The organism is Bradyrhizobium brasilense (assembly GCF_029714345.1).
Taxonomy (GTDB): domain Bacteria; phylum Pseudomonadota; class Alphaproteobacteria; order Rhizobiales; family Xanthobacteraceae; genus Bradyrhizobium; species Bradyrhizobium australafricanum.
On the sequence record NZ_CP121669.1, the window covers coordinates 3,707,275 to 3,729,751 of the forward strand.

20 protein-coding genes and 2 tRNA genes are annotated in these 22,477 nt (G+C 64.4%); 11 read left to right on the top strand and 11 right to left on the bottom strand.

Translation table 11 applies throughout. The features are described from left to right. Window positions 1–10 precede the first annotated feature (10 nt). Window positions 11–604 (bottom strand): cysteine hydrolase family protein, encoded by a 594-nt coding sequence (locus QA635_RS17255; protein ID WP_283070556.1) that lies wholly within the window; start codon window positions 602–604, stop codon window positions 11–13. A 123-nt stretch (window positions 605–727) separates the two neighbouring features. On the opposite strand from QA635_RS17255, the gene QA635_RS17260 reads away from it, so the two are divergent. The 6 genes from QA635_RS17260 to QA635_RS17285 all read left to right on the top strand — a co-directional run bounded on the left by QA635_RS17260 (window position 728) and on the right by QA635_RS17285 (window position 8,065). Beyond that, window positions 728–1,567 carry a LysR family transcriptional regulator gene (locus tag QA635_RS17260; RefSeq protein ID WP_283070558.1) on the top strand — a complete coding sequence of 280 codons (840 nt, stop codon included), beginning with the start codon at window positions 728–730 and terminating at the stop codon, window positions 1,565–1,567. Between the two features lie 204 nt (window positions 1,568–1,771). Continuing rightward, window positions 1,772–1,843: transfer RNA gene (locus QA635_RS17265), tRNA-Phe, on the top strand. A 2-nt stretch (window positions 1,844–1,845) separates the two neighbouring features. Then, window positions 1,846–1,912 (top strand) — tRNA-Ile (locus QA635_RS17270). A 338-nt stretch (window positions 1,913–2,250) separates the two neighbouring features. After that, entirely contained in the window at window positions 2,251–3,402 is a 1,152-nt protein-coding gene (locus QA635_RS17275; RefSeq protein WP_283070560.1) for a slipin family protein, read from the top strand. A 225-nt stretch (window positions 3,403–3,627) separates the two neighbouring features. After that, the gene (locus tag QA635_RS17280) at window positions 3,628–6,990 is read left to right on the top strand and encodes an adenylate/guanylate cyclase domain-containing protein (protein ID WP_283070562.1); all 3,363 of its coding nucleotides are present in this window, start codon (window positions 3,628–3,630) and stop codon (window positions 6,988–6,990) included. Between the two features lie 76 nt (window positions 6,991–7,066). Then, on the top strand, window positions 7,067–8,065 hold the full coding sequence (locus QA635_RS17285) for a Crp/Fnr family transcriptional regulator (RefSeq protein ID WP_425249165.1): 999 nt from the start codon (window positions 7,067–7,069) through the stop codon (window positions 8,063–8,065). Between the two features lie 18 nt (window positions 8,066–8,083). On the opposite strand, the gene QA635_RS17290 is transcribed toward QA635_RS17285, so the two are convergent. The 4 genes from QA635_RS17290 to groES form a co-directional block, all read right to left on the bottom strand. Further along, a complete protein-coding gene (locus QA635_RS17290) occupies window positions 8,084–8,281 on the bottom strand; it encodes a hypothetical protein (RefSeq protein WP_225163766.1) in 198 nt (65 codons plus the stop codon). Window positions 8,282–8,321: 40 nt separating this feature from the next. Then, window positions 8,322–8,537: a hypothetical protein gene (locus tag QA635_RS17295; RefSeq protein ID WP_092090127.1), complete on the bottom strand. Its 216-nt coding sequence runs from the start codon at window positions 8,535–8,537 to the stop codon at window positions 8,322–8,324. Window positions 8,538–9,196: 659 nt separating this feature from the next. Continuing rightward, window positions 9,197–10,837, bottom strand: a complete 1,641-nt coding sequence (gene groL / locus QA635_RS17300) for a chaperonin GroEL (RefSeq protein WP_157343304.1) — start codon at window positions 10,835–10,837, stop codon at window positions 9,197–9,199. A 45-nt stretch (window positions 10,838–10,882) separates the two neighbouring features. Further along, window positions 10,883–11,197 (bottom strand): co-chaperone GroES, encoded by a 315-nt coding sequence (gene groES / locus QA635_RS17305; protein WP_021077770.1) that lies wholly within the window; start codon window positions 11,195–11,197, stop codon window positions 10,883–10,885. Between the two features lie 395 nt (window positions 11,198–11,592). Between groES and QA635_RS17310 the strand changes: the two genes are divergently transcribed. Both QA635_RS17310 and QA635_RS17315 read left to right on the top strand, forming a co-directional pair. After that, entirely contained in the window at window positions 11,593–11,883 is a 291-nt protein-coding gene (locus QA635_RS17310) for an usg protein (RefSeq protein WP_026192965.1), read from the top strand. A gap of 100 nt (window positions 11,884–11,983) precedes the next feature. Beyond that, window positions 11,984–12,550, top strand: a complete 567-nt coding sequence (locus tag QA635_RS17315) for a cupin domain-containing protein (protein WP_225163768.1) — start codon at window positions 11,984–11,986, stop codon at window positions 12,548–12,550. A 611-nt stretch (window positions 12,551–13,161) separates the two neighbouring features. Here the strand turns inward: QA635_RS17315 and QA635_RS17320 are convergent. Beyond that, window positions 13,162–14,331, bottom strand: a complete 1,170-nt coding sequence (locus tag QA635_RS17320) for a sterol desaturase family protein (protein ID WP_283070566.1) — start codon at window positions 14,329–14,331, stop codon at window positions 13,162–13,164. Window positions 14,332–14,730: 399 nt separating this feature from the next. Between QA635_RS17320 and QA635_RS41780 the strand changes: the two genes are divergently transcribed. Beyond that, entirely contained in the window at window positions 14,731–14,901 is a 171-nt protein-coding gene (locus QA635_RS41780; protein ID WP_371818086.1) for an MGMT family protein, read from the top strand. Between the two features lie 107 nt (window positions 14,902–15,008). On the opposite strand, the gene QA635_RS17325 is transcribed toward QA635_RS41780, so the two are convergent. After that, the gene (locus QA635_RS17325; protein ID WP_283070568.1) at window positions 15,009–16,265 is read right to left on the bottom strand and encodes a NupC/NupG family nucleoside CNT transporter; all 1,257 of its coding nucleotides are present in this window, start codon (window positions 16,263–16,265) and stop codon (window positions 15,009–15,011) included. Between the two features lie 116 nt (window positions 16,266–16,381). Between QA635_RS17325 and QA635_RS17330 the strand changes: the two genes are divergently transcribed. Continuing rightward, window positions 16,382–17,605 (top strand): MFS transporter, encoded by a 1,224-nt coding sequence (locus tag QA635_RS17330; RefSeq protein WP_283070570.1) that lies wholly within the window; start codon window positions 16,382–16,384, stop codon window positions 17,603–17,605. 349 nt (window positions 17,606–17,954) lie between these two features. Here the strand turns inward: QA635_RS17330 and QA635_RS17335 are convergent, their stop codons facing one another. Both QA635_RS17335 and QA635_RS17340 read right to left on the bottom strand, forming a co-directional pair. Further along, window positions 17,955–18,716, bottom strand: coding sequence for an SDR family oxidoreductase (locus tag QA635_RS17335; protein ID WP_050385914.1), 762 nt, complete (start codon window positions 18,714–18,716; stop codon window positions 17,955–17,957). A gap of 12 nt (window positions 18,717–18,728) precedes the next feature. Next, window positions 18,729–19,490 (bottom strand): proteasome-type protease, encoded by a 762-nt coding sequence (locus tag QA635_RS17340; RefSeq protein ID WP_016846384.1) that lies wholly within the window; start codon window positions 19,488–19,490, stop codon window positions 18,729–18,731. Between the two features lie 298 nt (window positions 19,491–19,788). Between QA635_RS17340 and QA635_RS17345 the strand changes: the two genes are divergently transcribed. Beyond that, window positions 19,789–21,399, top strand: coding sequence for an ABC transporter substrate-binding protein (locus QA635_RS17345; protein ID WP_283070573.1), 1,611 nt, complete (start codon window positions 19,789–19,791; stop codon window positions 21,397–21,399). Window positions 21,400–21,588: 189 nt separating this feature from the next. Here QA635_RS17345 and QA635_RS17350 read toward each other — a convergent pair whose 3' ends face one another. After that, a complete protein-coding gene (locus tag QA635_RS17350) occupies window positions 21,589–21,882 on the bottom strand; it encodes a GYD domain-containing protein (RefSeq protein WP_026192964.1) in 294 nt (97 codons plus the stop codon). 341 nt (window positions 21,883–22,223) lie between these two features. Next, window positions 22,224–22,442 carry a hypothetical protein gene (locus tag QA635_RS17355; protein WP_057019099.1) on the bottom strand — a complete coding sequence of 73 codons (219 nt, stop codon included), beginning with the start codon at window positions 22,440–22,442 and terminating at the stop codon, window positions 22,224–22,226. Window positions 22,443–22,477 lie beyond the last annotated feature (35 nt).

Here is a 22,477-nt window from a genome sequence, read left to right on the forward strand (position 1 = left end):
GGGGCGGCCCTCAGGCAAGCGCGTTGCCGCGGGCGATGATCGCGAAGCGGTCGGACAGTTCGGCGAGCGCGACGTCGTGAATCAGCCTTGCGGCGATCGTGCCGCCGACGCCGTCGGGCAGATCGCGGGTGGCGCAGCTGTCGGCGTCGACCGTGGTGCGGAAGCCGAGATCGAGCGCGGCGCGGGCCGTCGAGCTCACGCACATATGCGTCATGAAGCCGGCCAGCACCAGCTCCTTGCGGCCGGTCGCGGCAAGCTGCGCGTTGAGGTCGGTGCCGGCGAACGCGTTCGGCAATTGCTTCTCGATCACGATCTCGCCCGGCCGCGGCGCCAGCGGCGCGACGATCGCGCCACGCTCCGCGCTGCGGTCGAACAGGCTGCCCGGCTGGCCCTTGTGCGCGATGTGGATGATCGCGGCGCCGCTCTCCCGGGCGCGCGCGAGCAATGCAGTGGCGCGCGCAATCGCCGGGTTGGCGTCGGGCAGCGCCAACGGACCTGCAAGATATTCGTTCTGGATATCGATCAGCACCAGGCAGCTGTCGCCGAGGCGCGGCGGGGTAAGGTCGATACCGGCAAGCTGCATCAATGTCTTGGCTGACGTCATGGTCGTTCTCCAGCGGATGTGTCGCCGATAACATAGCCCGGGATCGGCCTGCCGTTATGCAGGGATATTGCAGCCGGTGGCTGCGTTATTGCAGGCGGCGGCCGCGCGATGTAGCCTGCCGCCATGAACTGGGACGATCTTCGCATCATCGCGGCCGTCAGGGACGAGGGCACTTACGCCGGCGCCAGCGCGCGGCTGCGCATTGACGAGACCACGGTCGGGCGCAGGTTGGCGCGGATCGAGCGCGCGCTCGGCCTGCGCCTGTTCGAGGCCGTCGATGGCGTCCGCAAGCCGACCCGGCAGTGCGACATGGTGCTCGCGCATATTGAGGCAATGGCGGCGCATGCCGAGGAGATCGGCCGGATCGGCGAAAGCCTGCCTGGTCCGGTCGGGCGGCTGCGCATCGCCTCCACCAGTGCGATCGCCGAGGAGGTGCTGGCGCCGCGGGCAAGTGAATTCCTGCGCGCCCATCCGGGCCTGACGCTGCAGTTTCTGACGTCGAGCGACAACGTAAAATTCTCGCGCTGGGAGGCCGATCTCGCGATCCGCTTGCGCAAGCCCGACAAGGGCGACTTTGCGATCTCGAAGCTCGCCGAGGTCCGCTCGTATTTCTTCGAGCCGGCCGCGACGACAGCGGGAGATGTGATGCTGTGCGCCTATCCCGACGATCTCGGAGCGATTCCGGAAATGCAGTTCCTGCGCACGAAGCGGCTTCGCGCACGCTGCGTGACCGACAATGTGCGTATCATCCACACGCTGATCCAGTCGCATCACGCGGTCGGCGTGTTGCCGGAGCACAGCTGCGCCGGCCTGCTGACCGACCGCCGTCTGCGCGCCACGCTGCTGCCGAAGCGACGCGACGTCTGGCTCCTGGTGCAGAACCATCTCAAGCGCGACGCGGCAACGCGCGTCACCATCGACTGGCTGCGCGCCTGCTTCCAGGATGCCGCGCAGAGGGGGTGAGGTGCCCTCGCAATGACGGGACGTGCTGCGACGCGTGGGTCACAGCACCGCCCCGTCATGAAAAAATCATGCGCAATCCTCTTGCAACCTGAACGGGCTTCGTCTATTAGCCCGCTCCTTCGCTTCGGCCATGGGTTCGGGCTCGTTGAGATCCCGACCGGCGCGAGCCGCTTTGCGGTGTCGTGTTCCGCCGAAATGAAGATCGCGAGATGAAGCTCATGGTCGAGCGTCGGGGATGAAATCCCGAAGGTATCGGTTCGAATCCGGTCTCTCACAAAGGATAGCTCAGTTGGTTAGAGCAGGTGAATGATACTCATCGGGTCGCGGGTTCGATTCCCGCTCCAAGCGCTCCGTTTCAGCCTGCAAAGCTGATACCTCTGAAGGGGACCGGACGCGCGCTTCAGTCGCAGTCCGGCCGTCCTGCCGCAAGGCTCTTCGTCCGAACATCGACACTGTGAGACCGGCTTTGCGCCGCGGTGGATACCGCTTGCGCTGATGCCGGGTGGCTCCGCGCAGCCGCGCGACATTCGTCGCGCGAACGCGCGCGTGCGCCCGTCATCGCGCAAGCTTCAAGCCACGGCCCGCTTGGCTGACAGGAAGCCGCGTTCGCGTCCTCACGTCCTTTGCCAAATGCAACCCGCTCTCTGGCCCATGGGCCTGATGGCAAACGATGGAGGCGTCTCATGACCTGGCACTTCCTGACGACCAAGTTGACGGTGAAGGATGGCGAGCGCGCGTTGCTGATGCGCGACGGCCGGCTCGAGCAGGTGCTCGCGCCCGGACGTCACCGCCTGTTCGATCCCGTGCATCAGCTCAAGGCCGAGCTGTTCAGCGTCGTGCGGACCGAATTCCCCGCGGATCGCTTCGCGGTGATCAAGGCCGCGCGCCCCGATCTCGCCGACGAGCTGTTCGAGGCGATCGAGACCCGCGCGAACGAGATCGCGATCGTCAGCCTCGACGGCCGTCCCGTGCAACTGATGACGCCTTGGCAGACGCGCGTGTATTGGAAGGTCGCGACGTCGGTCGAGGTCGAGCGCATCGACGTCACCAGCGATCCCAGGGTCACGGCACGCCATCTCGCGATGATCCAGCCCAACCGGGCCGGCGTCATCACCGAGGCCGTGGTCGAGAACCACGAGGCCGGTCTGCTCACGGTCGAGGGCAAGCTGGTCGAGCGGCTCGCGCCCGGCCGGCACGCGTTCTGGATCGCGGGCCGCAAGATCGAGGTCAAGCGCCTCGATTTGCGTCCCCAGGCGGTCGAGATCACGGCGCAGGAGATGCTGACCAGGGATCGCATCGCGCTGCGCGTGACGCTGACCGCGTTCCGCCGGATCGTCGATCCCGAGCGGGTCGTGGCCACGGTGCCCGACGTGGATGCGTGGCTGTACCGCCTGGTGCAGTTCGCGATCCGCGAGGCGGTGGCCGGCCGCACGCTGGACGAGGTGCTGTCTGCGAAGGCGGCGCTCGATACGGAGCTTCGCGACTTCGTCCGCGATCGTGTCGCGGACAGCGGCGTCGAGGTCACCGAGCTCGGCGTGAAGGACGTGATCCTGCCCGGCGAGATCCGCGAGCTGGTCAACAAGGTGGTGGAGGCGGAGCGGGTGGCGAGGGCCAACCTGATCCGCCGCCAGGAGGAGACCGCGGCGACGCGTTCGCTCCTGAACACCGCCAGGCTGATGGAGGAGAACCCTCTGCTGCTGCGGCTCAAGGAGCTGGAGTCGCTCGAGCGTCTGGTCGAGAAGGTCGGCCGCATCGACCTGCATGCGGGCGAGGGCCAGGGCCTCGATGCGCTGCTGACCAAGCTCGTGCGTCTCAAGGCGCCCGAGAGCGCGTAAGACAGGAAGGGCCGCCCACGGGCGGCCCTTCGATTTTTTCGCCGGGACCGACCGCCGGCACTCGTACGAATGTTAGCGTGCAGAAGGCTGTAACCGGGCACCGCCACGGCACAATTCGCATCTCCTGCCCCATGCCGCAAAACAAAGGTGCCACTCCGGGCAGATTGCGATAACGTTCATGCACCGTGGTCCATTCGGCCAGCCGTCAACCCGTCGGTGAAGCCAGTGCAGCAGATTGCGGAATGGCTCGAGAAGCTGGGACTTGGGCAATACGCGCTGCGTTTTGCCGAGAACGGGATCGACCTCGGCGTTCTTCCCGAGCTGACGGATGAAGACTTCGACAGGCTCGGCGTCCTGCTCGGCCATCGCCGCAAGATGCTGCGCGCGATCGCCGATCTCAATCAAGCCGAACTTATCGCCGCGCCGGTCTCGCCGCACGATGCCGAGCGCCGCCACCTCACTGTGATGTTCTGCGACCTGGTCGGCTCGACGGCCTTGTCGGCACGTCTCGATCCCGAGGACATGTGGGAGGTGATCCGTGCCTATCGCGCAGCCTGTGCGCAGGTGATCACGACATATGACGGCGCCGTTGCCAGATTCATCGGCGACGGGATCCTCGCTTATTTCGGCTATCCCCGTGCCCACGAGGATGATGCGGAGCGCGCGGTGCGCGCCGGCCTCGATGTCATCGCTGCAATCGGCAAGCTCGAGACCCGGGCGGAAGAGGGCGTTGCGGTACGGATAGCGATCGCGAGCGGGCTCGTCGTGGTCGGCGACCTCGTCTCCGGCGGCGCGTCTGAGGAGCAGGCGCTGGTCGGCGATGCGCCGAACATCGCGGCGCGGCTGCAGAGCTTGGCGGAGCCGGGCGTGGTGGTCGTGGCGGCCTCGACCCGGCGGCTGCTCGGCAATCTGTTCACGCTTCGCAACCTCGGCCGCCGCGAGGTCAAGGGTATCTCCGAGCCGATCGCGGTGTGGGCCGTCGAAGGCGAGCCGGCATCGGAAAGCCGTTTCGAGGCGGTGCGCACCGCGCGCTCGATCGGCTTCGTCGGCCGCAAGGCGGAGATCGAATTTGCGCTGTCGCGCCAGCAGCTGGCGTGGCAGGGCCAGGGCCAGGCGGTGCTGATATCGGGCGAAGCGGGTATCGGCAAATCGCGCATCGTGGCGATGCTCTCCGACAGCCTGGCGCCCGGAACACACCGCCGTGTGCGGTATCAATGCTCGCCCTATCACACCAACAGCGCGCTGCACCCCTTTGTCGGCCAGCTCGAGCGTGCCGCCGGCATCAGGTCGGAAGATGCGCCGGAGCAGAAGCTGGACAAGCTCGAAGCCATGCTGGCGCTCGGCACGCAGCATGTGCCCACCGTGACACCGCTGATCGCAGCGCTGCTGTCGATCCCGACCGGCGAGCGCTATCCGCCGCTCGGCCTCAGCCCGGCGCAGCAGCGGCGGCAGACATTCGCAGCGCTGCTCGACCAACTCGAGGGCCTCGCCCGGCAGCAGCCGGTGCTTGTCGTCTGCGAAGACGTGCATTGGGCCGATGCCACGTCGCTCGAACTGCTCGACCTCGCGGTCGACCGGATCAGGGGACTGCCGATCCTGATGCTCATGACGTTCAGGCCGGAGTTCGAGCCGCCATGGGCGGGGCTCGCCAATGTCAGCCTGCTGCGGCTCGATCGGCTCGACCGGCAGGATACGCGCGCGCTGATCGAGCAGGTGACCGTCGGCCGGTTGCTGCCCGGCGAGATGATGGCGCAGATCATCGAGCGGACGGATGGTGTCCCGCTGTTCGTCGAGGAGCTGACCAAGATGGTCATGGAGTCGGGGCTGCTGGTCGAGAATGCCGGGCGCTATCGCCTCGACAATCCGCTGCCGCCGCTGGCGATCCCGGCAACGCTGCAGGACTCGCTGATGGCACGGCTCGACCGGCTGGCGCCGGTCAAGGAGGTGGCGCAGATCGGTGCCGCGATCGGCCGTGAGTTCTCATATGCGCTGCTGCGCAGCGTGGCCGGGCGCGATGATCTGACGCTTGGCGCGGCGCTTGCCCAGCTCGAAGAGGCCGAGCTGCTGCTGCGCCGCGGCGTGCCGCCGGACGCAAGCTACAGCTTCAAGCACGCGCTGGTCCAGGAAGCGGCTTACGAGAGCCTGCTCAAGAGCCGCCGGCAATTGCTTCACAAGCATATTGGCGATGTGTTGCGCGACAAATTTGCCGAGATGGCCGAGATCGAGCCGGAAGTCGTTGCCTACCACTTCACCGAGGCAGGGCTCGGCGAGACCGCGCTGGCGTGGTGGCGCAAGGCCGGTCAGCAGGCACTGAAGCGCTCGGCCTATTGCGAGGCGATCGCGCATCTCGGCAAGGCGGTCGCCATCGCCGATGAACTGCCCGACGAGCCGGATCGGATGATCGGCCGGCTCCATCTGCAAATCGCCTACGGCCGCGCGCTGCGGGGCAGTCTCGGGCACAGCGCCCCCGAGACGGTCGCCGCCTGGACCCGCGCCCGGCAGTTCGCCTCCGACATCGATGATCCGATCGAAATGGCGCCGATCCAGTCGGGCCTCTTCAACGCCTGCTTGACCCACGGCGAGCTCGCGCCGATGCGGGAGTTGGCGGAGGCGATCATGGGCGCAGCGGAGCGGCACCCGCAGTCGCCGGTGGCGACCATCGTCGCGCGCTGGACCAGCGGGGTGACCTCCTGGTTCGCGGGCGAGTACGTGAACGCGGGCATCCATCTCGAGCAGGCCTTCGCGGCCTATGCGACCGAACCGGATCCGGCAACCTTCAAGGCGTCGACGCTCGACTTGCCGTTCGTCATCATGAGATTTCTCGCTTTGGTGCTTTGGCCGCGTGGCGAGATCGATCGGGCCCGGCAGCTCGCGGGCGCAGCGGTGGACGTCGCCGGGAAACAGCGCGCGCTCGCGCGCGCCAATGCGCTGGTTCACAAGGCCGTCTTCGACGGGCTGTGCGGCAGCAGGTTGCGCCAGACCGACACGATCCTGGCCCTGGGCCTGGCGCGCGACCACACGATGCCGCTGTACGTCGCCGCCGGCACCTATCTCAACGGTCTGGAGAAGTGGCGTGCCGGCGACCGCGCCGCAGGTCTCGCGGAGATGCAGCGCGGCTGGTCCTTGCTTCACGAGAACGACTGCTACCTCTGTGAACCGTTCTGGGGATTGCAGATTGCCGTGGCGAATGCGGAGGCCGGGCATGTTGATGCCGGGCTCGACATCATCAATGAGTTGATCGAGGCGACGGAGCAGTCCGGGCAGCACTGGCTGGATGCCGAACTCTACCGCGTGCAGGGTGGGCTGCTGTCGCGTCGTCACAGCCCCGACATGTCCGGCGCCGAGGATGCCTTCCACCGTGCCCTCGAGATTGCTCGAAGGCAGCAGACCAGGACGTTCGAGCTGCGCAGCGCGCTGGGACTTGCACGTCTTTACAGTCGCAGCGGCCGGGCAGAGGAGATATCGCAATTGCTGGCGCCGGTGCTCGCCGGTTTCGATCCGGCGCTCGACCTTGCCGAGATCAAGGACGCGCAGGAACTGCTCGCGCAGGCGCGTCGGTGGCCGGACCGGCACTCGCGCGCCTCTTGACGGGTGCCGCAGCGAGCGGTCACACCGCGTCCGCCACCTTCCTGCGCCCGCGCAGATAGTGAAAGAGCAGGCTCGGATGTCGCGCGCGGCGCGAGCGATGCGAAACTGGAACTGTTGGGTTCCCGAAGTTCTACGGTGCGACGATACGCATTTTGCTATTGCGTCCGGCGGCGCATTTGCATCTAACTTTAAGGACGCCGCCGCGGAGAATTCCGCCTTGCGGTCAAACGTTTGGAATATGTTTTTGATCCCGTGTTCGAGTGAGTATGCTGTGCGACCCTTGACGTTCCCGCAGGTGAGCAATTCCGGTGGAACTTGTAATCGCCTTCTCGCGACGTTGTCGCCGGCGGATCTGGACCTCCTGAGACCCGAACTTGAGACCGTTGCGCTCGAACAGGATGCAGTCCTGGCGCGCGCCGGTGACGAGATCGACTACGTCTTCTTTCCTCACAGCGGCGCGATCTTGTTGATGATCGACATGGCGGATGGGCAGACGGTCGCAACCGGCGTGGTCGGATGCGAAGGGGCCGTGGGCAGTCTTTCGGTTCTCGGAGCCTCGCCGTCAGGCATTACCGCCGTCGTTCGTGCGGCTGGTACCGCCTCGCGGGTTCCGGCGGCACGCTTTCATGCCGCTTTCGGCCGCAGTCCGGGGATTCGGCAGGCAATCCAGAAGCACGTCAGATCGATGCTGATCCAGTTTCAGCTCGGCTCCGCTTGCAATGCGCTCCACCCGGTCGAGGCGCGGATGGCGCGCTGGCTGCTTCAGCTTCGCGACCGCGTCGACAGCGACGTCCTCCCGCTGACCCAGCAAGCGCTGTCGCAAATCCTCGGCGTACGACGAACGACGGTGACCTTGCTGATGGGCAATCTGCGCAAGCGCGGTGCGATCAGGTCCGATCAACGAGGCCAGATCGAGATCGACCGGGCGCGGCTATTGGCGGCGGCGTGCGAGTGCCATCGCGTCATGCGTCTCGAGGCCGAGGAGATTTTCTCGGGCGACAAGGTTCGAACGCGAGGAATGGCGCCGGCCAACGATCCGCGCATCCCGGAAATCGAGGCTGACGACGCCGTGTAAGCGCGTTCCCTGCTGCGATCAGCTTCCTGGCCGCCGATCAAGCTCCCGCGTGGAGGAGGATACCCTTTCGAGCTTCGCAATCTCGCGCAGCACCTTTGCGGTCTCGCGCAACTCATTGCGCTTCGGACCGGGCTTCAGCCGTCGTGCTTCATCGAGAAAGTCCTTGGCCTGTAGCAGCCAGGCAGACGTTTCCGTCGTGATCTGCACCTGCGCCATGGTGTCCCTCCATCGCGGTCGTCAAAAGTGGTGGCCACTTTCAGGCCGGTGAACCGCCGCCGCGGCGTCGCCGCACGCGGATGCTCGGCTCATCGACCCAGGCGTCCCGCGCAAACCAGGCGTGATCCGCGCGGCAAAATGGACAGGCCGTGCGCGAGAAGAACACGGTACTGCGTCGAAAGCTCTCGCGATCGGTTTTGATTCCGGTGGAAATCGCGTGCCCGGTTTGCGGACATCTGACCATCACCATGCCCATGAGCGCCTCCCTCCCATATTGCCTTTTGCTTTTTGCCTTGCAGAATAGTCCGGCCGGTTGGATTGGCCCCAGGTCGGTGCGCGGGGTAGTTGGGGGGGCATCGCGCACCTGCGGCGGTTGACGGAGCATCGGGCAGTGGGGGCTGCATGCTCTCGTCACTGGGCTTCTTCCAACCGGCCAGGTCCCTCCTTGAACAAATCCTCGATGTGACTTCAACGCCGCTTCTTCAGGCGGCTCGGCTGAGAACCTTGTCGCTCACTGCACTGCCTCCCTCGCAAGTGAACGCATTCTCCGCAACGCTTGCCCGCGTCACGGGAGCTGACGCTCCGTGCTCAATTCAGATTGTTGAGAGTGAACTTCGATCTTGTCCCAAGCCTACTGTGCGGGACGAAGATGACGCTGTCGGTTCGGTTTGCGACTCTCGCACGAAATTTTTTTTGAAATTGTCAACTCAGACCAACGTATATTTACGGAGAGTGTTGTGAATAACGTGCATGCTGTGAGCAGCGTAAGGCTCCTGGTAAGTCGCCCGGCGAGCCTGCCCCAAACAAAAACCCCGGCATCGCTGCCGGGGTTTTGCATTTCGTTGTCGTTGAGCGAGATCCCGGCTCTGCGGTGCACCGCCTCGCGCTGCACCGCGTCCGGGACGACTTCGTCGCTTAGAAGTCCATGCCGCCCATGCCGCCGCCCGGAGGCATCGCGGGGCCGCCGGCGTTCTTCTTCGGCAGCTCGGCAACCATCGCTTCCGTGGTGATCAGGAGCGCGGCAACCGAGGCAGCGTTCTGGATCGCGGTGCGCACGACCTTGGTCGGGTCGATGATGCCCTTCTTGACGAGGTCGGCATAGTCGCCGGTCTGGGAGTCGAAGCCGTAGTTGTAGGTCTTGTTCTCCAGGATCTTGCCGACGATGACCGAACCGTCTTCACCGGCGTTGATCGCGATCTGGCGAGCGGGAGCCGACAGCGCCTTGCGCACGATCTCGACGCCGGTCTTCTGGTCGTCGTTCTTGGTGCGCAGGCCCTTGAGCTGCTCGGAGGCACGGAGCAGGGCGACGCCGCCGCCCGGGACGATGCCTTCCTCGACAGCCGCGCGGGTCGCGTGCATCGCGTCATCAACGCGATCCTTGCGCTCCTTCACCTCGACCTCGGTCGCGCCGCCGACGCGGATCACCGCGACGCCGCCTGCGAGCTTGGCGAGACGCTCCTGCAGCTTCTCACGGTCGTAGTCCGAGGTGGTCTCCTCGATCTGCGCCTTGATCTGGGCAACGCGGGCGTCGATGTCGGCCTTCTTGCCGGCGCCGTTGACGATCGTGGTGTTCTCCTTGTCGATCATCACCTTCTTGGCGCGACCGAGCATCTGCAGCGTGACGTTCTCAAGCTTGATGCCGAGGTCTTCCGAGATGGCCTGGCCGCCGGTCAGGATCGCGATGTCCTGCAGCATGGCCTTGCGGCGATCGCCGAAGCCCGGAGCCTTGACGGCCGCGACCTTCAGGCCGCCACGCAGGCGGTTGACGACGAGGGTGGCGAGGGCTTCGCCTTCGACGTCCTCGGCGACGATGACCAGCGGCTTGCCGGTCTGCACCACGGCCTCGAGCAGCGGCAGCAGCTCGTTCAGCGAGGAGAGCTTCTTCTCGTTGATCAGGATGTAGGCGTCGTCCATCTCAACGCGCATCTTGTCGGCGTTGGTGACGAAGTAGGGCGAGATGTAGCCGCGGTCGAACTGCATGCCCTCGACGACGTCGAGCTCGGTCTCGAGCGACTTGGCTTCCTCGACCGTGATCACGCCCTCGTTGCCGACCTTCTTCATGGCGTCGGAGAGGAACTTGCCGATCTCGGCATCGCCGTTGGCCGAAATGGTGCCGACCTGGGCGATCTCCTCGTTCGAGGTGACCTTCTTCGAGTTCTTCTGGAGGTCCGCAACGACGGCTTCGACCGCGAGGTCGATACCGCGCTTCAGATCCATCGGGTTCATGCCGGCGGCGACCGACTTGGCGCCTTCCTTCACGATCGCAGCCGCGAGCACGGTCGCGGTGGTGGTGCCGTCGCCGGCCGCGTCTGCGGACTTGGAGGCGACTTCGCGCACCATCTGGGCGCCCATGTTCTCGAACTTGTCCTCGAGCTCGATCTCCTTGGCGACGGTGACGCCGTCCTTGGTGATGCGGGGAGCGCCGAACGACTTCTCGAGCACCACGTTGCGGCCCTTCGGACCGAGGGTGACCTTCACCGCGTTGGCGAGGATGTCGACGCCGCGCAGCATCTTGTCGCGCGCCTCGACGGAGAATTTGACTTCTTTAGCTGCCATCTGAGTTTTTCCTTGAGAGATTTAACCTGGGAGGGAAAGAGGCGCTTAGGCGGCCTTCTTCTTGGAAGCGGGGACGTCGAGCACGCCCATGATGTCGCTTTCCTTCATGATCAGCAGGTCTTCGCCGTCGATCTTGACCTCGGTGCCCGACCACTTGCCGAACAGGACGCGGTCACCGACCTTGACGTCGATGGGGATCAGCTTGCCAGCTTCATCGCGGCCGCCCGGGCCAACGGCGATGACTTCGCCCTGCGAGGGCTTTTCCTTGGCACTGTCCGGAATGATGATGCCGCCAGCAGTCTTCTCTTCGGCGTCGATACGCTTAACCACGACGCGGTCGTGAAGCGGACGGAATTTCATGCAGTCCTCCTAAACATTTGCAGATGCTGTAGATTTTTGGAGAGTTAGCAGTCCAGCCCAGCGAGTGCCAGACTGGTTGCGCAGGAGATAGGCCAAGCCTTGGCGGCGGGCAAGTGCCTCTAGCAGAAAAATTGGCACTCGTGAGTGCCGCCTGCCAAAAGGATGCCGAGATCATTTCGGCATCCTTAACGCCGCCCAAGAGGGGTCGCCGGGGCTATTAGCAGATGCGGTAAGCTGCTGCCAACGCAAGAAATTTCAACAACCTATTAAACATTTGGGCTTGAGATGGGTTAGTCGCGTGCGTCACATTTCTCTCATGTGAGCGCATCCATTGCCGGTGGTCCGGCGGGGGAGGTCGGCCACCACGTGAATGCGCTCCGTCACAGGAGGTTGGCATGGTCTCGCGAGTTGGTGGGGTTGTTTCCGACGATTTCCGGAAGCAGTTGCTGGGGTACGGGCTGACGACGGCGCAAATCCTCTATCGGATGCCGGATCACCCCTCGTTGCTGCAGACCTATGTCTGGCAGAACTACGACCTGTTTCCGAAATTCCCGGCGCTGCAGGATTTCCTCGCGTTCTGGCAGGCGAAGCTCGAAGGCCCGCTGTTTTCGGTGACGGTGGCGCATTCCAAGCTCGTCAAGCCGGCCGAGCTGCGTGCCGTCGACGGCGTGTTCCGGCTGCATTGAGCGGGCGAGCGGGCAAAAGCGCGCTGTGCGCCTTTGCTCGCCTCGCGGCGCGCGACTTGTGTTAGCCTCTCTCCGTCACAAAAAGACGGGAGGCGAAACAATGGCCAAGAAGACGGCATCAAGATCGGCAGCCAAGACCGCGGTGAAGAAGAAATGGTCGGGGCTCGGCGCCGGCGCCAAGAAGACGTCCGCGAAATCGTCCGCGCGCAAGACCATCAAGTCGAAAGGCCGCGTCTCGGCGGCCAAGAAGAGCGCGCCGAAAGCCGCAGCCAAGGCGCGGCCGAAGCAGCGCGTCGCGATCAGCCATCACCGCGAAGAGGACTTCAAGGCCGACGGGCTGCGCGCCTACGCCAAGTACCGCGACCTCGGCATCGCCGCCGCCTCGCATGGCCTCGCGCAGGCACACGTCATCCGGCTGCAGGGACCGTGCAATCCCGATGAGGTGTCGAAGCTGCACTTCCACGACGTCGACTTCCAGATGGTCTATGTGCTCAAGGGCTGGGTGAAGACCTACATGGAAGGCGAGGGCGAGACGCTGATGCAGCAAGGCAGCGCCTGGACCCAGCCGCCGCGCATCCGGCACATGATCCTGGACTACTCCGACGACGTCGAACTGCTGGAGGTGATCCTGCCGGCCGAGTTCAAGACGGTGGAGTTGAAGGCGTAGGCTTTTTTGCGGCCGTCATGGCCGGGCTTGACCCGGCCATCTATCCTGCTTCGCAAGATTCTCCTGGTCGATGGATGCCCGGGTCAAGCCCAGGCATGACGATTTTCTGGGCCGTGTACCCATAAAGCCGTCGGCGTGACTCTACGTCCGCTTTGCCCCGATAGCGACCAAGTTCGTGCGGCAACGCAAGATGTCGCGATGGGCCAGAAGCAGACGTAAGCCGTGACGGGAGGCGACATGATAGGTCGAGTGTACCTTGTGTAGTCCGAGAGGTGAAATGCTTGGAGTTCTGAACTTTACCGGCTTCATTATAGCCGCTTTCCTTTTCGCAAAGTTCTTCTCACGCAGCGTCACGTCGGGATGGGTATTGGCGGTCTTGGCCAATAGTCCAGGTCTCCTGTTCTACGGTCTACTCGATCCGAGGCGTGACGATACGTTCGTCCTTTTCCTAGGAGTGATTTTACTCGCAGGTTTCGGCGGCTTCGGGATAGGTGCAATTGTTGGAATGATAGTCGCGTCTATCCGAGCGCGGAGCGAGCCCACACAGGTTCGCTATGGGTCAAAGCGAACACGCTGCGACTCTCATGCTGGCAACAGCGGAACACGCCGCTTCATGGGTCCCGATGTTCGAGGAATTCCTTCACCGGCCCGATGAAGGGGTGCGCGAACTGGCCGAGCATGCCGCCGGGGATCGGCTTCACCGTTCCGTATTTGGCCGGCCAGCGGTCTTTGGGCAGGTGCCAGGTTCTGCCCAGCATATCGAACAGCGGCGTGTGTGCCGCGTAGTTCTTGTCGATGGCCTCGGCGTCCGAGGCGTGGTGCCAGTGATGGAATTGCGGCGTGACGATCACGTACCGCAGCCAGCCGACATCCATCTTGATGTTCGAATGGATCAGCACCGATTGCACAGAGATGAAAATGAGATAGGCGAAGATCGTGTCCTGCGGGAAGCCGAGCAGGACGATCGGCACCAGCACCAGGGCGCGCGTTGCCAATGGCTCGAAGAAATGGAGGCGCGATCCCGAGAGCCAGTCCATGTGTTCGGGCGAATGATGAACCGCATGGATTCGCCACAACCACGGCACCTCGTGATAGGCGCGGTGGGAGATGTATTCGACTGCATCGGCCGCCAGGATCACCAGCACGAAGCGGACGATCGCCGGCAGGGCCACGACATGCGCTTGCAGTGACGGGCTGATCGCCCAGGCGAAATAGTCATGGGCAAAATGTGTCGAGACCACCAGAAAGACGCCGATCAGCAGATGGTTGACTCCGAAATACGCGAGATCGAGCCTCCAACCGGGGCTGAGCGGCCCTTGCTCCGGCCGCACCCGTGGGAAGACCCACTCGAGCAGCACGAATGCTGCGCCGGTGAAGAATAGATCGAGCACCAACCAGTCGAGGCCGAGATAGAAGCGCGGCTGGAGAAAATCTGGTGTCGGCACGTAGGGCCCGCCAAGCAGCGTGGCGAAAAAAAGCGCGCTGAGGCCGATCGTAGCGGGCACCCGCGGGCCGCCAAGCACGATCCCGGTGACGCCGAGCCAGGCACCGACGACCATGGCAATCGCGAGGGTGAGGCGGAGCAGCTCGACGTCGTAATGGACGCGCAGCTCAGGCGTCGTGAGAAAGGCGGGGTAGCGCAGGCATAGCACCGCAGCGACGCTGAGCACGCCGATCGCGGCGCAGAAAGAACTGCCGATGCGCCCTTCGCCGATACGCGGCCTCGAACTTTCTTGAGCCATCAACGGTCCCCCCACAAAGATTCTGAAGCACGTCAGCATAGGCGCGCGAGAGTTTACTTAAGTTCAACGTCTAGGATACATAGATGGCCGATAAGAGTTAAAATTGCCAGAAGTCAAAGTTCGCTTTGGGTCATTCACGTCGAATCGCATCGGGCGGAGCCGCCGTCGATGTCCGCAATGCTCCGTTTGCGTCCACGCCGGCACTGCGCGGCAAACGACGCTAGGGGCCAACAGCTGCCCACAATGTTAAGACGGCGGCGCGCACTTCGAAACTAACACCGGCACGTCCGGTCGAATCTTCCGTGCCAACGCGACGCGCTCGTTCCAACCGCAAGTAAAAAGGCGAAAACCCTCTGAGAAATCTGCTACACTCGGACTATGAAAACCTTTTCAGATAAGGTCCGCGACATCGTGCGCAAGATCCCAAAGGGGAAGGCCATGACGTACAAAGCTGTCGCTGCTAAAGCCGGCAATCCGAAGGCTGCACGCGCGGTTGGTGCCATAATGCGCACGAATTACGACCCATCGATCCCCTGTCATCGCGTTATTGCAAGCGACGGCTCAATGCGCGGCTACGTGCGTCCGCGCCGTCGGCCGGCCCAACAATGATCCGCTTGACAGGAAGCTTCACCGTGTCAGCACCGCCCCGGATTGCGCGGAGCCTGTCATCGGGCGCGCGTTCGCGCGACCCGTTGGCTCCATCCGGGCTACTGCGACTACGGCTGCGTCAGCATCCCCACGATCGCGCCCATCAGGCAGGTCGTCAGCGTGCCTGAGACGATCGACTTCAGCCCGAGCGCGTTGATCTCGTCGCGCCGCTCGGGCGCCATGATGCCGAGGCCGCCGATCATGATGCCGAGGCTGGCGAAGTTGGCAAAGCCGCACATCGCGTAGAGCATGATCAGCCGCGAGCGCGGATCGAGCGCGTCGGGGCCGAGCTTCGACAGGTCGACATAGGCGATCAACTCGTTCAGCACGGTCTTGGTGCCCATCAGGCTTCCTGCCGTGATCGCCTGCGGCCAGGGCAGGCCCATCAGCCAGCACACCGGCGCCATCACGTAACCAAGCAGGCGCTGCAGCGAAATCTTCGCGCCGCCGATCTCCGGCAGCAGGCCGATGATCGCGTTCGCCAGATACACCAGCGCGACCAGCACCAGCAGCATCGCGATGATGTTCATCAAGAGCTCGAGCCCGGCGGCCGTGCCCTTCACGATGGCGTCCATCGTCGACGACACCTGGATATCGGGATTGTCGAGCGATCCGCCGGTGCGCTTGCCGGACGTTTCCGGCACCATGATCAGGCTCACTAAAATCGCGGCTGGCGCGCCGAGCACCGAGGCGATGACGAAATGCGCGGCCGCATCCGGGATCAGCGGCGCCAGCAGCGTGGCGTACAGCACCAGCACCGTGCCGGCGATCCCGGCCATGCCGCCAGTCATCACCAGAAACAATTCGCTGCGGGTGAGCTGCGCCAGATAGGGCCGGATGAAGAGCGGCGCTTCGACCATGCCGAGGAAGATATTGGCCGCGGTCGAGAGCCCGACCGCGCCGCCGACGCCGAGCGTGCGCTCGAGCAGCCAGGCCATGCCGCGCACAACAGGCGGCAGCACGCGCCAATAGAACAACAGCGTGGTCAGCACGCTCATGACCAGCACGATCGGCAGCGCCTGGAAGGCGAGGATGAAATCCGAGCCGGGTGCCTTGGGATCGAACGGCGCCGGGCCGCCGCCGACATAGCCAAACACGAAGGCAGTGCCGGCGCGCGTCGCGGCCGCGATCGTGCCGACGGCGTCATTGATCGCGCCGAAGGCCTGCGTCACCAGCGGCACCTTGATCAGCACCAGAGCCGTGACGATCGTGACGACAAGCCCGATCGCCGCCTGGCGCAGCGACACCTTCAGGCGATTCTCGCTCAGCGCCCAGGCGATCAAGAGCAACGCCACCACGCCGAACGCCGATTGCAACTGCAGCATCACGCCCCCAAAAAAACTCACGCGATTATGGGCAGGGGCCTCGCGCAGCGCAATGCTGTTGCGCGTTCATCTCGTATCCATTGACAAGTTGCAGGCGCTCGGCCACGCAATCATCCATGTCCTCCGCCACGCCGGCCGGCGCCCGCGATCTGCTCGGCCACAGACCGTTCCTGTTCTTCTTGTCGTCGCGCAGCCTGTCGCGCTTCTCCAGCCAGATCGGCGCGGTGGCGATCGGCTGGCAGATCTATGATCTGACCGGCAGCGCATTCGACCTCGGCATGGTCGGACTGGTGCAGTTTCTGCCGACGGCGCTCTTGGTGTTCGTCGCCGGCCACGCCGCCGACCGCTTCGAGCGCAAGCGCGTGGTGCAGGCCTGCCAGATCGCGGAGGCGCTGACCGCATTGTTTCTCGCCGCAAGCACCTTTGCCGGCACCATCTCGGAGATCCAGATCTTCGTCGCGACCTTCGTGCTCGGAATCGCCGGCGCGTTCGAGAGCCCGGCGACCGCCGCGCTGTTGCCGCTGATCGCGCCGCAAGGCTCGCTGCAGCGGGCGACCGCGATCTCGAGCGGCGCGGCGCAGGTCGCGACCATCACCGGACCCGCGCTCGGCGGTTTCGCCTATGCGCTGATGCCGGGCGCGCCCTACGGCATCATGATGGTGTTCTGGCTGTTCGGTGCGCTGCTCACCGGCGGCATCGGCCGGCTGCAGCAGGCGGCGGTGAAGAACGGCGGGTCGTCGGACGACCTGTTTGCCGGCGTTACCTTCGTTCGCAGCAATCCGGCGATCCTCGGCACCATCTCGCTCGACTTGTTCGCGGTGCTGTTCGGCGGCGTCACCGCGCTGCTGCCGATCTATGCGCGCGATATCCTGCAAGCCGGCCCGCTCGGCCTCGGCATCCTGCGCGCCGCGCCCGCCGTCGGTGCGCTGCTCATGACGATGGTGCTGGCGCGGCACACCATCAACCGCCGCGTCGGAATGCGCATGTTCCAGGCGGTGATCGTGTTCGGCGTCGCGACGGTGGTGTTCGCGCTGTCGCACTGGATGTGGCTGTCGGCGCTGGCGCTCGCGGTGCTCGGCGCTGCGGACACGATCAGCGTCGTAATCCGCTTCTCGCTGGTGCAGCTTGCCACCCCCGACGAGATGCGCGGCCGTGTCGGCGCGGTGAACTTCCTGTTCATCAACGCCTCGAACCAGCTCGGCCAGTTCGAGAGCGGCGTCACCGCGGCGCTGCTCGGCACCGTTCCGTCGGCCGTGCTCGGCGGCGTCGCCACGGTCGCGGTCGCGCTGCTCTGGATGAAGCTGTTCCCGACGCTGCGGGACGTCGAGAAGCTGGAGTAGGGGCTTTCGCTGCACCCGTCATTGCGAGCGAAGCGAAGCAATCCATCTCACCGCATGCCGAGATATGGATTGCTTCGTCGCTGACGCTCCTCGCAATGACGGAATCGGCTCCGGCTGCAACGGATGTGATAGCCCCCGGAGCGAGGGCACTTGCAGGATTTCGGAATAATGGAAAAATATCGCTGATTTGCCCGACGTGTCAAGTTGCCGCGTCGAACGCCGGCAGCTGCCGGCTCCTTTGCATGGGGTTGTTTTCGATATTTCGGCGGCGCGCCCCTGCGGCAGCCGGCCGGGACAAGCCCGGCCGGCTGCCGTGATGGTCCTGCCGCTAGCAGGGAGAAGGAGCAGATCAGCCCCGCCCCACGAACGGCATCTTGGTCGCCATCACCGTCATGAACAGCACGTTGGCGTCGAGCGGCAGGCCGGCCATGTAGGCGACGGCGTCGCCAACCGCCTTGGCGTCCATGCGCGGCTCGTGCTTGGTGGTGCCGTCCGGCTGCAGCACGCCGGGGCCGTTGACCATGCGGTCGGTCATCGGGGTCGCGGCATTGCCGATATCGACCTGACCGACCGCGATGTCATACATCCGGCCGTCGAGGTTGGAGGACTTGGTGAGGCCGGTGATGGCGTGCTTGGTCGAGGTGTAGGCGGCCGAGAACGGCCGCGGCGCATGCGCCGAGATCGAGCCGTTGTTGATGATGCGGCCGCCGCGCGGCGTCTGGTCCTTCATGATGCGGAAGGCGTGCTGGGTGCACAGGAACGGCGCGGTCAGGTTGGTGTTGACCACCGCCTGCCATTGCTCGAGCGGCAGATCCTCGAAGTTCACCGGCGGCGCGCCCATGCCGGCATTGTTGAACAGCACATCGAGCCGGCCATAGGTCGCCTTCACCTTGTCGAACAGCGCCGCGATCGCGGCCGGGTTGGCCATGTCGGCCGACACGCACAGGCTCTTGCCGGCGGGACCGAGCTTGGCGGTCTCTTCCAGCATCTCCATGCGGCGTCCGGCGAGCACTACGGTGTAGCCCTTGTCCATCAAAGCGAGCGACGCGGCGCGTCCAACGCCGGTGCCGGCGCCGGTCACGAGTGCGATCTTGCTGGTTGCCTCAGTCATCCGAGTTTCCTCTTACTTGGTTTTTGCTTCGGTTTCGTTCTTGTAGGGTGGGCGTGGAATGTTCTGGTGCGCCGCACGGAGCGCCGCCGACCAGCGCGAGCGCAGGTCGTGGAAATAGGGCTCGCCGGCCTCGATGCGGTGGTTGAGATCGGCCTCGCAGGCATCGGTGCGCACCACCAGCACGTCGATCGGCAGGCCGACGCCGAGGTTGGAGCGCATCGTCGAATCCATCGAGATCAGGCCCGTTTTGAGCGCCTCGTAGAGCTCGACGTCGTAATGCATGGCGCGGTCGAGCACCGGCTTGCCGTATTTGTGCTCGCCGATCTGGAGGTACGGCGTGTCGGTGGTGCACTCGATGAAGTTGCCGGCGGTGTAGACCATGAACAGGCGCATCCGCGAGCCCTTGATCTGGCCGCCGAACAGGAACGAGACGTCGAACGAGATGTCCTCGGCGCGCAGTGCGTCGCCCTCGGTGGCGTGCACCGAGCGGATGGCGCGGCCGATCCGCTGCGCCGCCTGGAACATGGTCGGGGCGTTCATCAGCGTCTCGAGCTCGCCGGTGTCCGGATTTTCCATGCCCTCGGTCAGGGTCGACAGCACCGACTGGCTGATCGCGAGATTCCCGGCGCTGGCGATCGCCATGATGCGCTCGCCGGGCTTTTCGAAGATGTGCAGCTTGCGGAAGGTCGAGACGTTGTCGAGGCCGGCATTGGTGCGGGTATCGGCGATCATGACGAGCCCGTCGCGCACCAGAATTCCGCAGCAATAGGTCATTTAAAGCCCTCAGACGGTCCGAGTTTCTCGGCGGGAAACTAGTAGCCAATTTCGCGGATGCATCCAACCCCAATTCCCCGTGACGGGACGTGCGACGGCCGGTCACGCGGGCCGGGCGCCGGTCCTGGCGAAGGTCCGTCCGGGTGCCCTGTTCCGGCCGTCGAGGTCGCGAGCATTCCGGTCTCGCTCTGCGTGGCGCGCAGCCGGCAATGATCTTGGCCTCGCGTCGTTGCGGGGGGCGGGGTGTTGTGCTCGACTGCCTGCAACCGACGACAACAAGAAATTTCGGGAGGCGGGAATGTCGTTCAAACTGGCCGCGTGCATTGTGACATTGGGCATCGCGGCGATGGCCGCGAGCCCTGCATCGGCGCAGAAGAAGGGCGGCACGCTGCGGCTCTATCACAATGACAATCCGCCCTCGACCTCGCTGCTCGAGGAATCCACCATCGCCTCGGTGATGCCGTTCGCGGCCGTCTTCAACAACCTCGTGGTGTTCGATCCGGCCAAGGCGCACGAAAGCATCGACACGGTGATCCCCGATCTCGCCGAGAGCTGGTCGTGGGACCAGACTAACACAAAGCTTACCTTCAAGCTGCGGCACGGCGTGAAGTGGCATGACGGCCAGCCGTTCACGGCCAAGGACGTGCAGTGCACCTGGCGGATGCTGATCGGCAAGAGCGAGACCCAAGACGTCAAAACACCGGACTTCAAGCGCAACCCGCGCAAGGTCTGGTACTCGAAGCTCAAGGATGTCAGCATCAATGGCGACGATGAGGCCACTTTCGAGCTGACCGAGCCGCAGCCCGGTCTCTTGGCGCTGCTCGCCAGCGCTTTCTCGGTGGTTTATCCCTGCCACGTGCCGCAGCAGGTGATGCGCACCAAACCGGTCGGCACCGGGCCGTTCAAGTTCGTCGAGTTCCGGCGCGGCGACTCTATCCGTCTGATCCGTAACCCCGATTACTTCAAGAAGGACCGGCCGTATCTCGACGAGATCACGGTGCGCTCGATCGACAGCCGCGCCACCCGTATGCTGGCGTTCGCGACCGGCGACTATGACATCACCTTTCCGTCCGACGTCAGCATTCCCCTGATGAAGGACGTCAAGGCGCGGGCGCCGAACGCGATCTGCGAGATGACGTCGACCAATCTGCAGATCAATCTGCTGGTCAACCGGGTCAATCCGCCGTTCGACAATCCGGATATCCGCAAGGCGATGTCGCTGGCGCTGGATCGCAACGCCTTCAACAGCATCCTGTTCGAGGGCACCGGCCGGCTTGGCGGCGCGATGCAGGCCAAGCCCGAAGGCGAGTGGGGCATGCCGCCGGAGATCCTGTCGACGCTGATGGGATACGGCCCCGATACCGGGAAGAACCTCGCCGAGGCGCAGGCGATCATGCAGAAGCTCGGCTACAGCGACGCCAAGCCGCTCTCGATCAAGATCCAGACCCGCAACCTGCCGACCTATCGCGACCCGGCGGTGATCCTCGCCGACCAGCTCAAGAAGATCTACATCACAGCCGAGCTCGACATCCTGGATACGCCGCGCTGGTACTCGCGGTTGCAGCGCAAGGATTACACCATCGGCCTCAATGTCACCGGCGTCAGCGTCGACGATCCCGACGGCAATCTGGTCGAGAACTATTCCTGCAACTCCGAGCGCAACTACACCCAGTATTGCAACGCCGAGGTCGACAAGCTGCTGGCGGCGCAGTCGCGCGAGGTCGACAAGGACAAGCGCCGCAAGATCGTATTCGACATCGAGCACCTGCTGGTCGACGACGCCGCGCGGCCGGTCATCCTGCACTCATCGGCTGGCAATTGCTGGCAGCCCTATGTGAGGAATTTCCACCCGCACGACAACAGCCAGTACAACAATCTGCGCTTCGAGGATGTCTGGCTGGATAAGTAACGCGTGGTGCCCCGCCGGCGACGACGTGCGCCGTCGCCCTCGTGCGCTTCGTATCCTCATTTATTCACACGACCGAAGCGGTGGCTGGTCCTGCGCACGCGCGCACTCCCGCGCCGATCGCCGGGGGCAAGTTTGCGACGGCGCCCGTCAGTCAGGCCGCGTCGAGATCCATCGGGATATCCGACGTAGCTACGGGAGCTCGGATATCAGCTTGGTCCACTCCGCCTCGGGCCAGGCCCGTGAGGTGCAAGTCCGTATGTTTCCCAGAGAGCTGAGGGCAAGCGCGAGTTTTGTGATGTTGTCGCCGAGCGGTGCTTCGGCGAGGAGAAGGATGTCATGCTCGCCGGAGGTGAGATAGACCTCCTTGATTTCGACACCTAGCGTCTTGGCGAGTTCTTTCGCCGCTCGGCTGCGCTTGGGAGCTTCCTTGACATTACGAATTCCCTGGTCGGTCCAGTCGATCCTCAATATGAATGTCGCCATGTCGTCCTCCAAGGGTTAAGCACTGCCCTTGTCTGCCGCGCGTGCGGCAGGCCAACCTGCTTCATGTTGAAGTTGAGGGAGCGCCACATAAGGCAGGCGCTGCTTTCAGACTGCGATGCCTGCCGACGGCCTGACCGCTGCCCGTTCCTTCAAACGGCGACGTCGGCCCGTCCCGTCCAAGGGCAGCTCGCTGCAGATTACGCCATGTCCCTTGCTCGAGAAAGAGGGCTCCCCGCGTTGTGATCGGAACCGCGTAAGCGAGGGCGCCGCGTCAAGATCACACCCTCTGCGCAAGGATGCGGCCGCAGACCTTCGCGCGCCGGACAGCTATCCGATGTAAGTCAGCTGTGGGTGTAGTCACCGGGTTTCAACCCGAGCGCCTTGACAGCTGCTTCGGGAAGCGGCCCCCACGCTTCGACCGTTTCATTCGGGGCCATCATGTCCGCAATAATTGCCGTGGCCTTTGCCGCGTCTCCTTCAGCCACGAAGAAGACCGAGCGAACAGGCGGGCCGCCGTCCAACGGCGCAGTTGTTACGAGGACAACCTGACCATTTGCCATGCTCTCTTATACCGCATTCGCGGCGCTGTTCCACG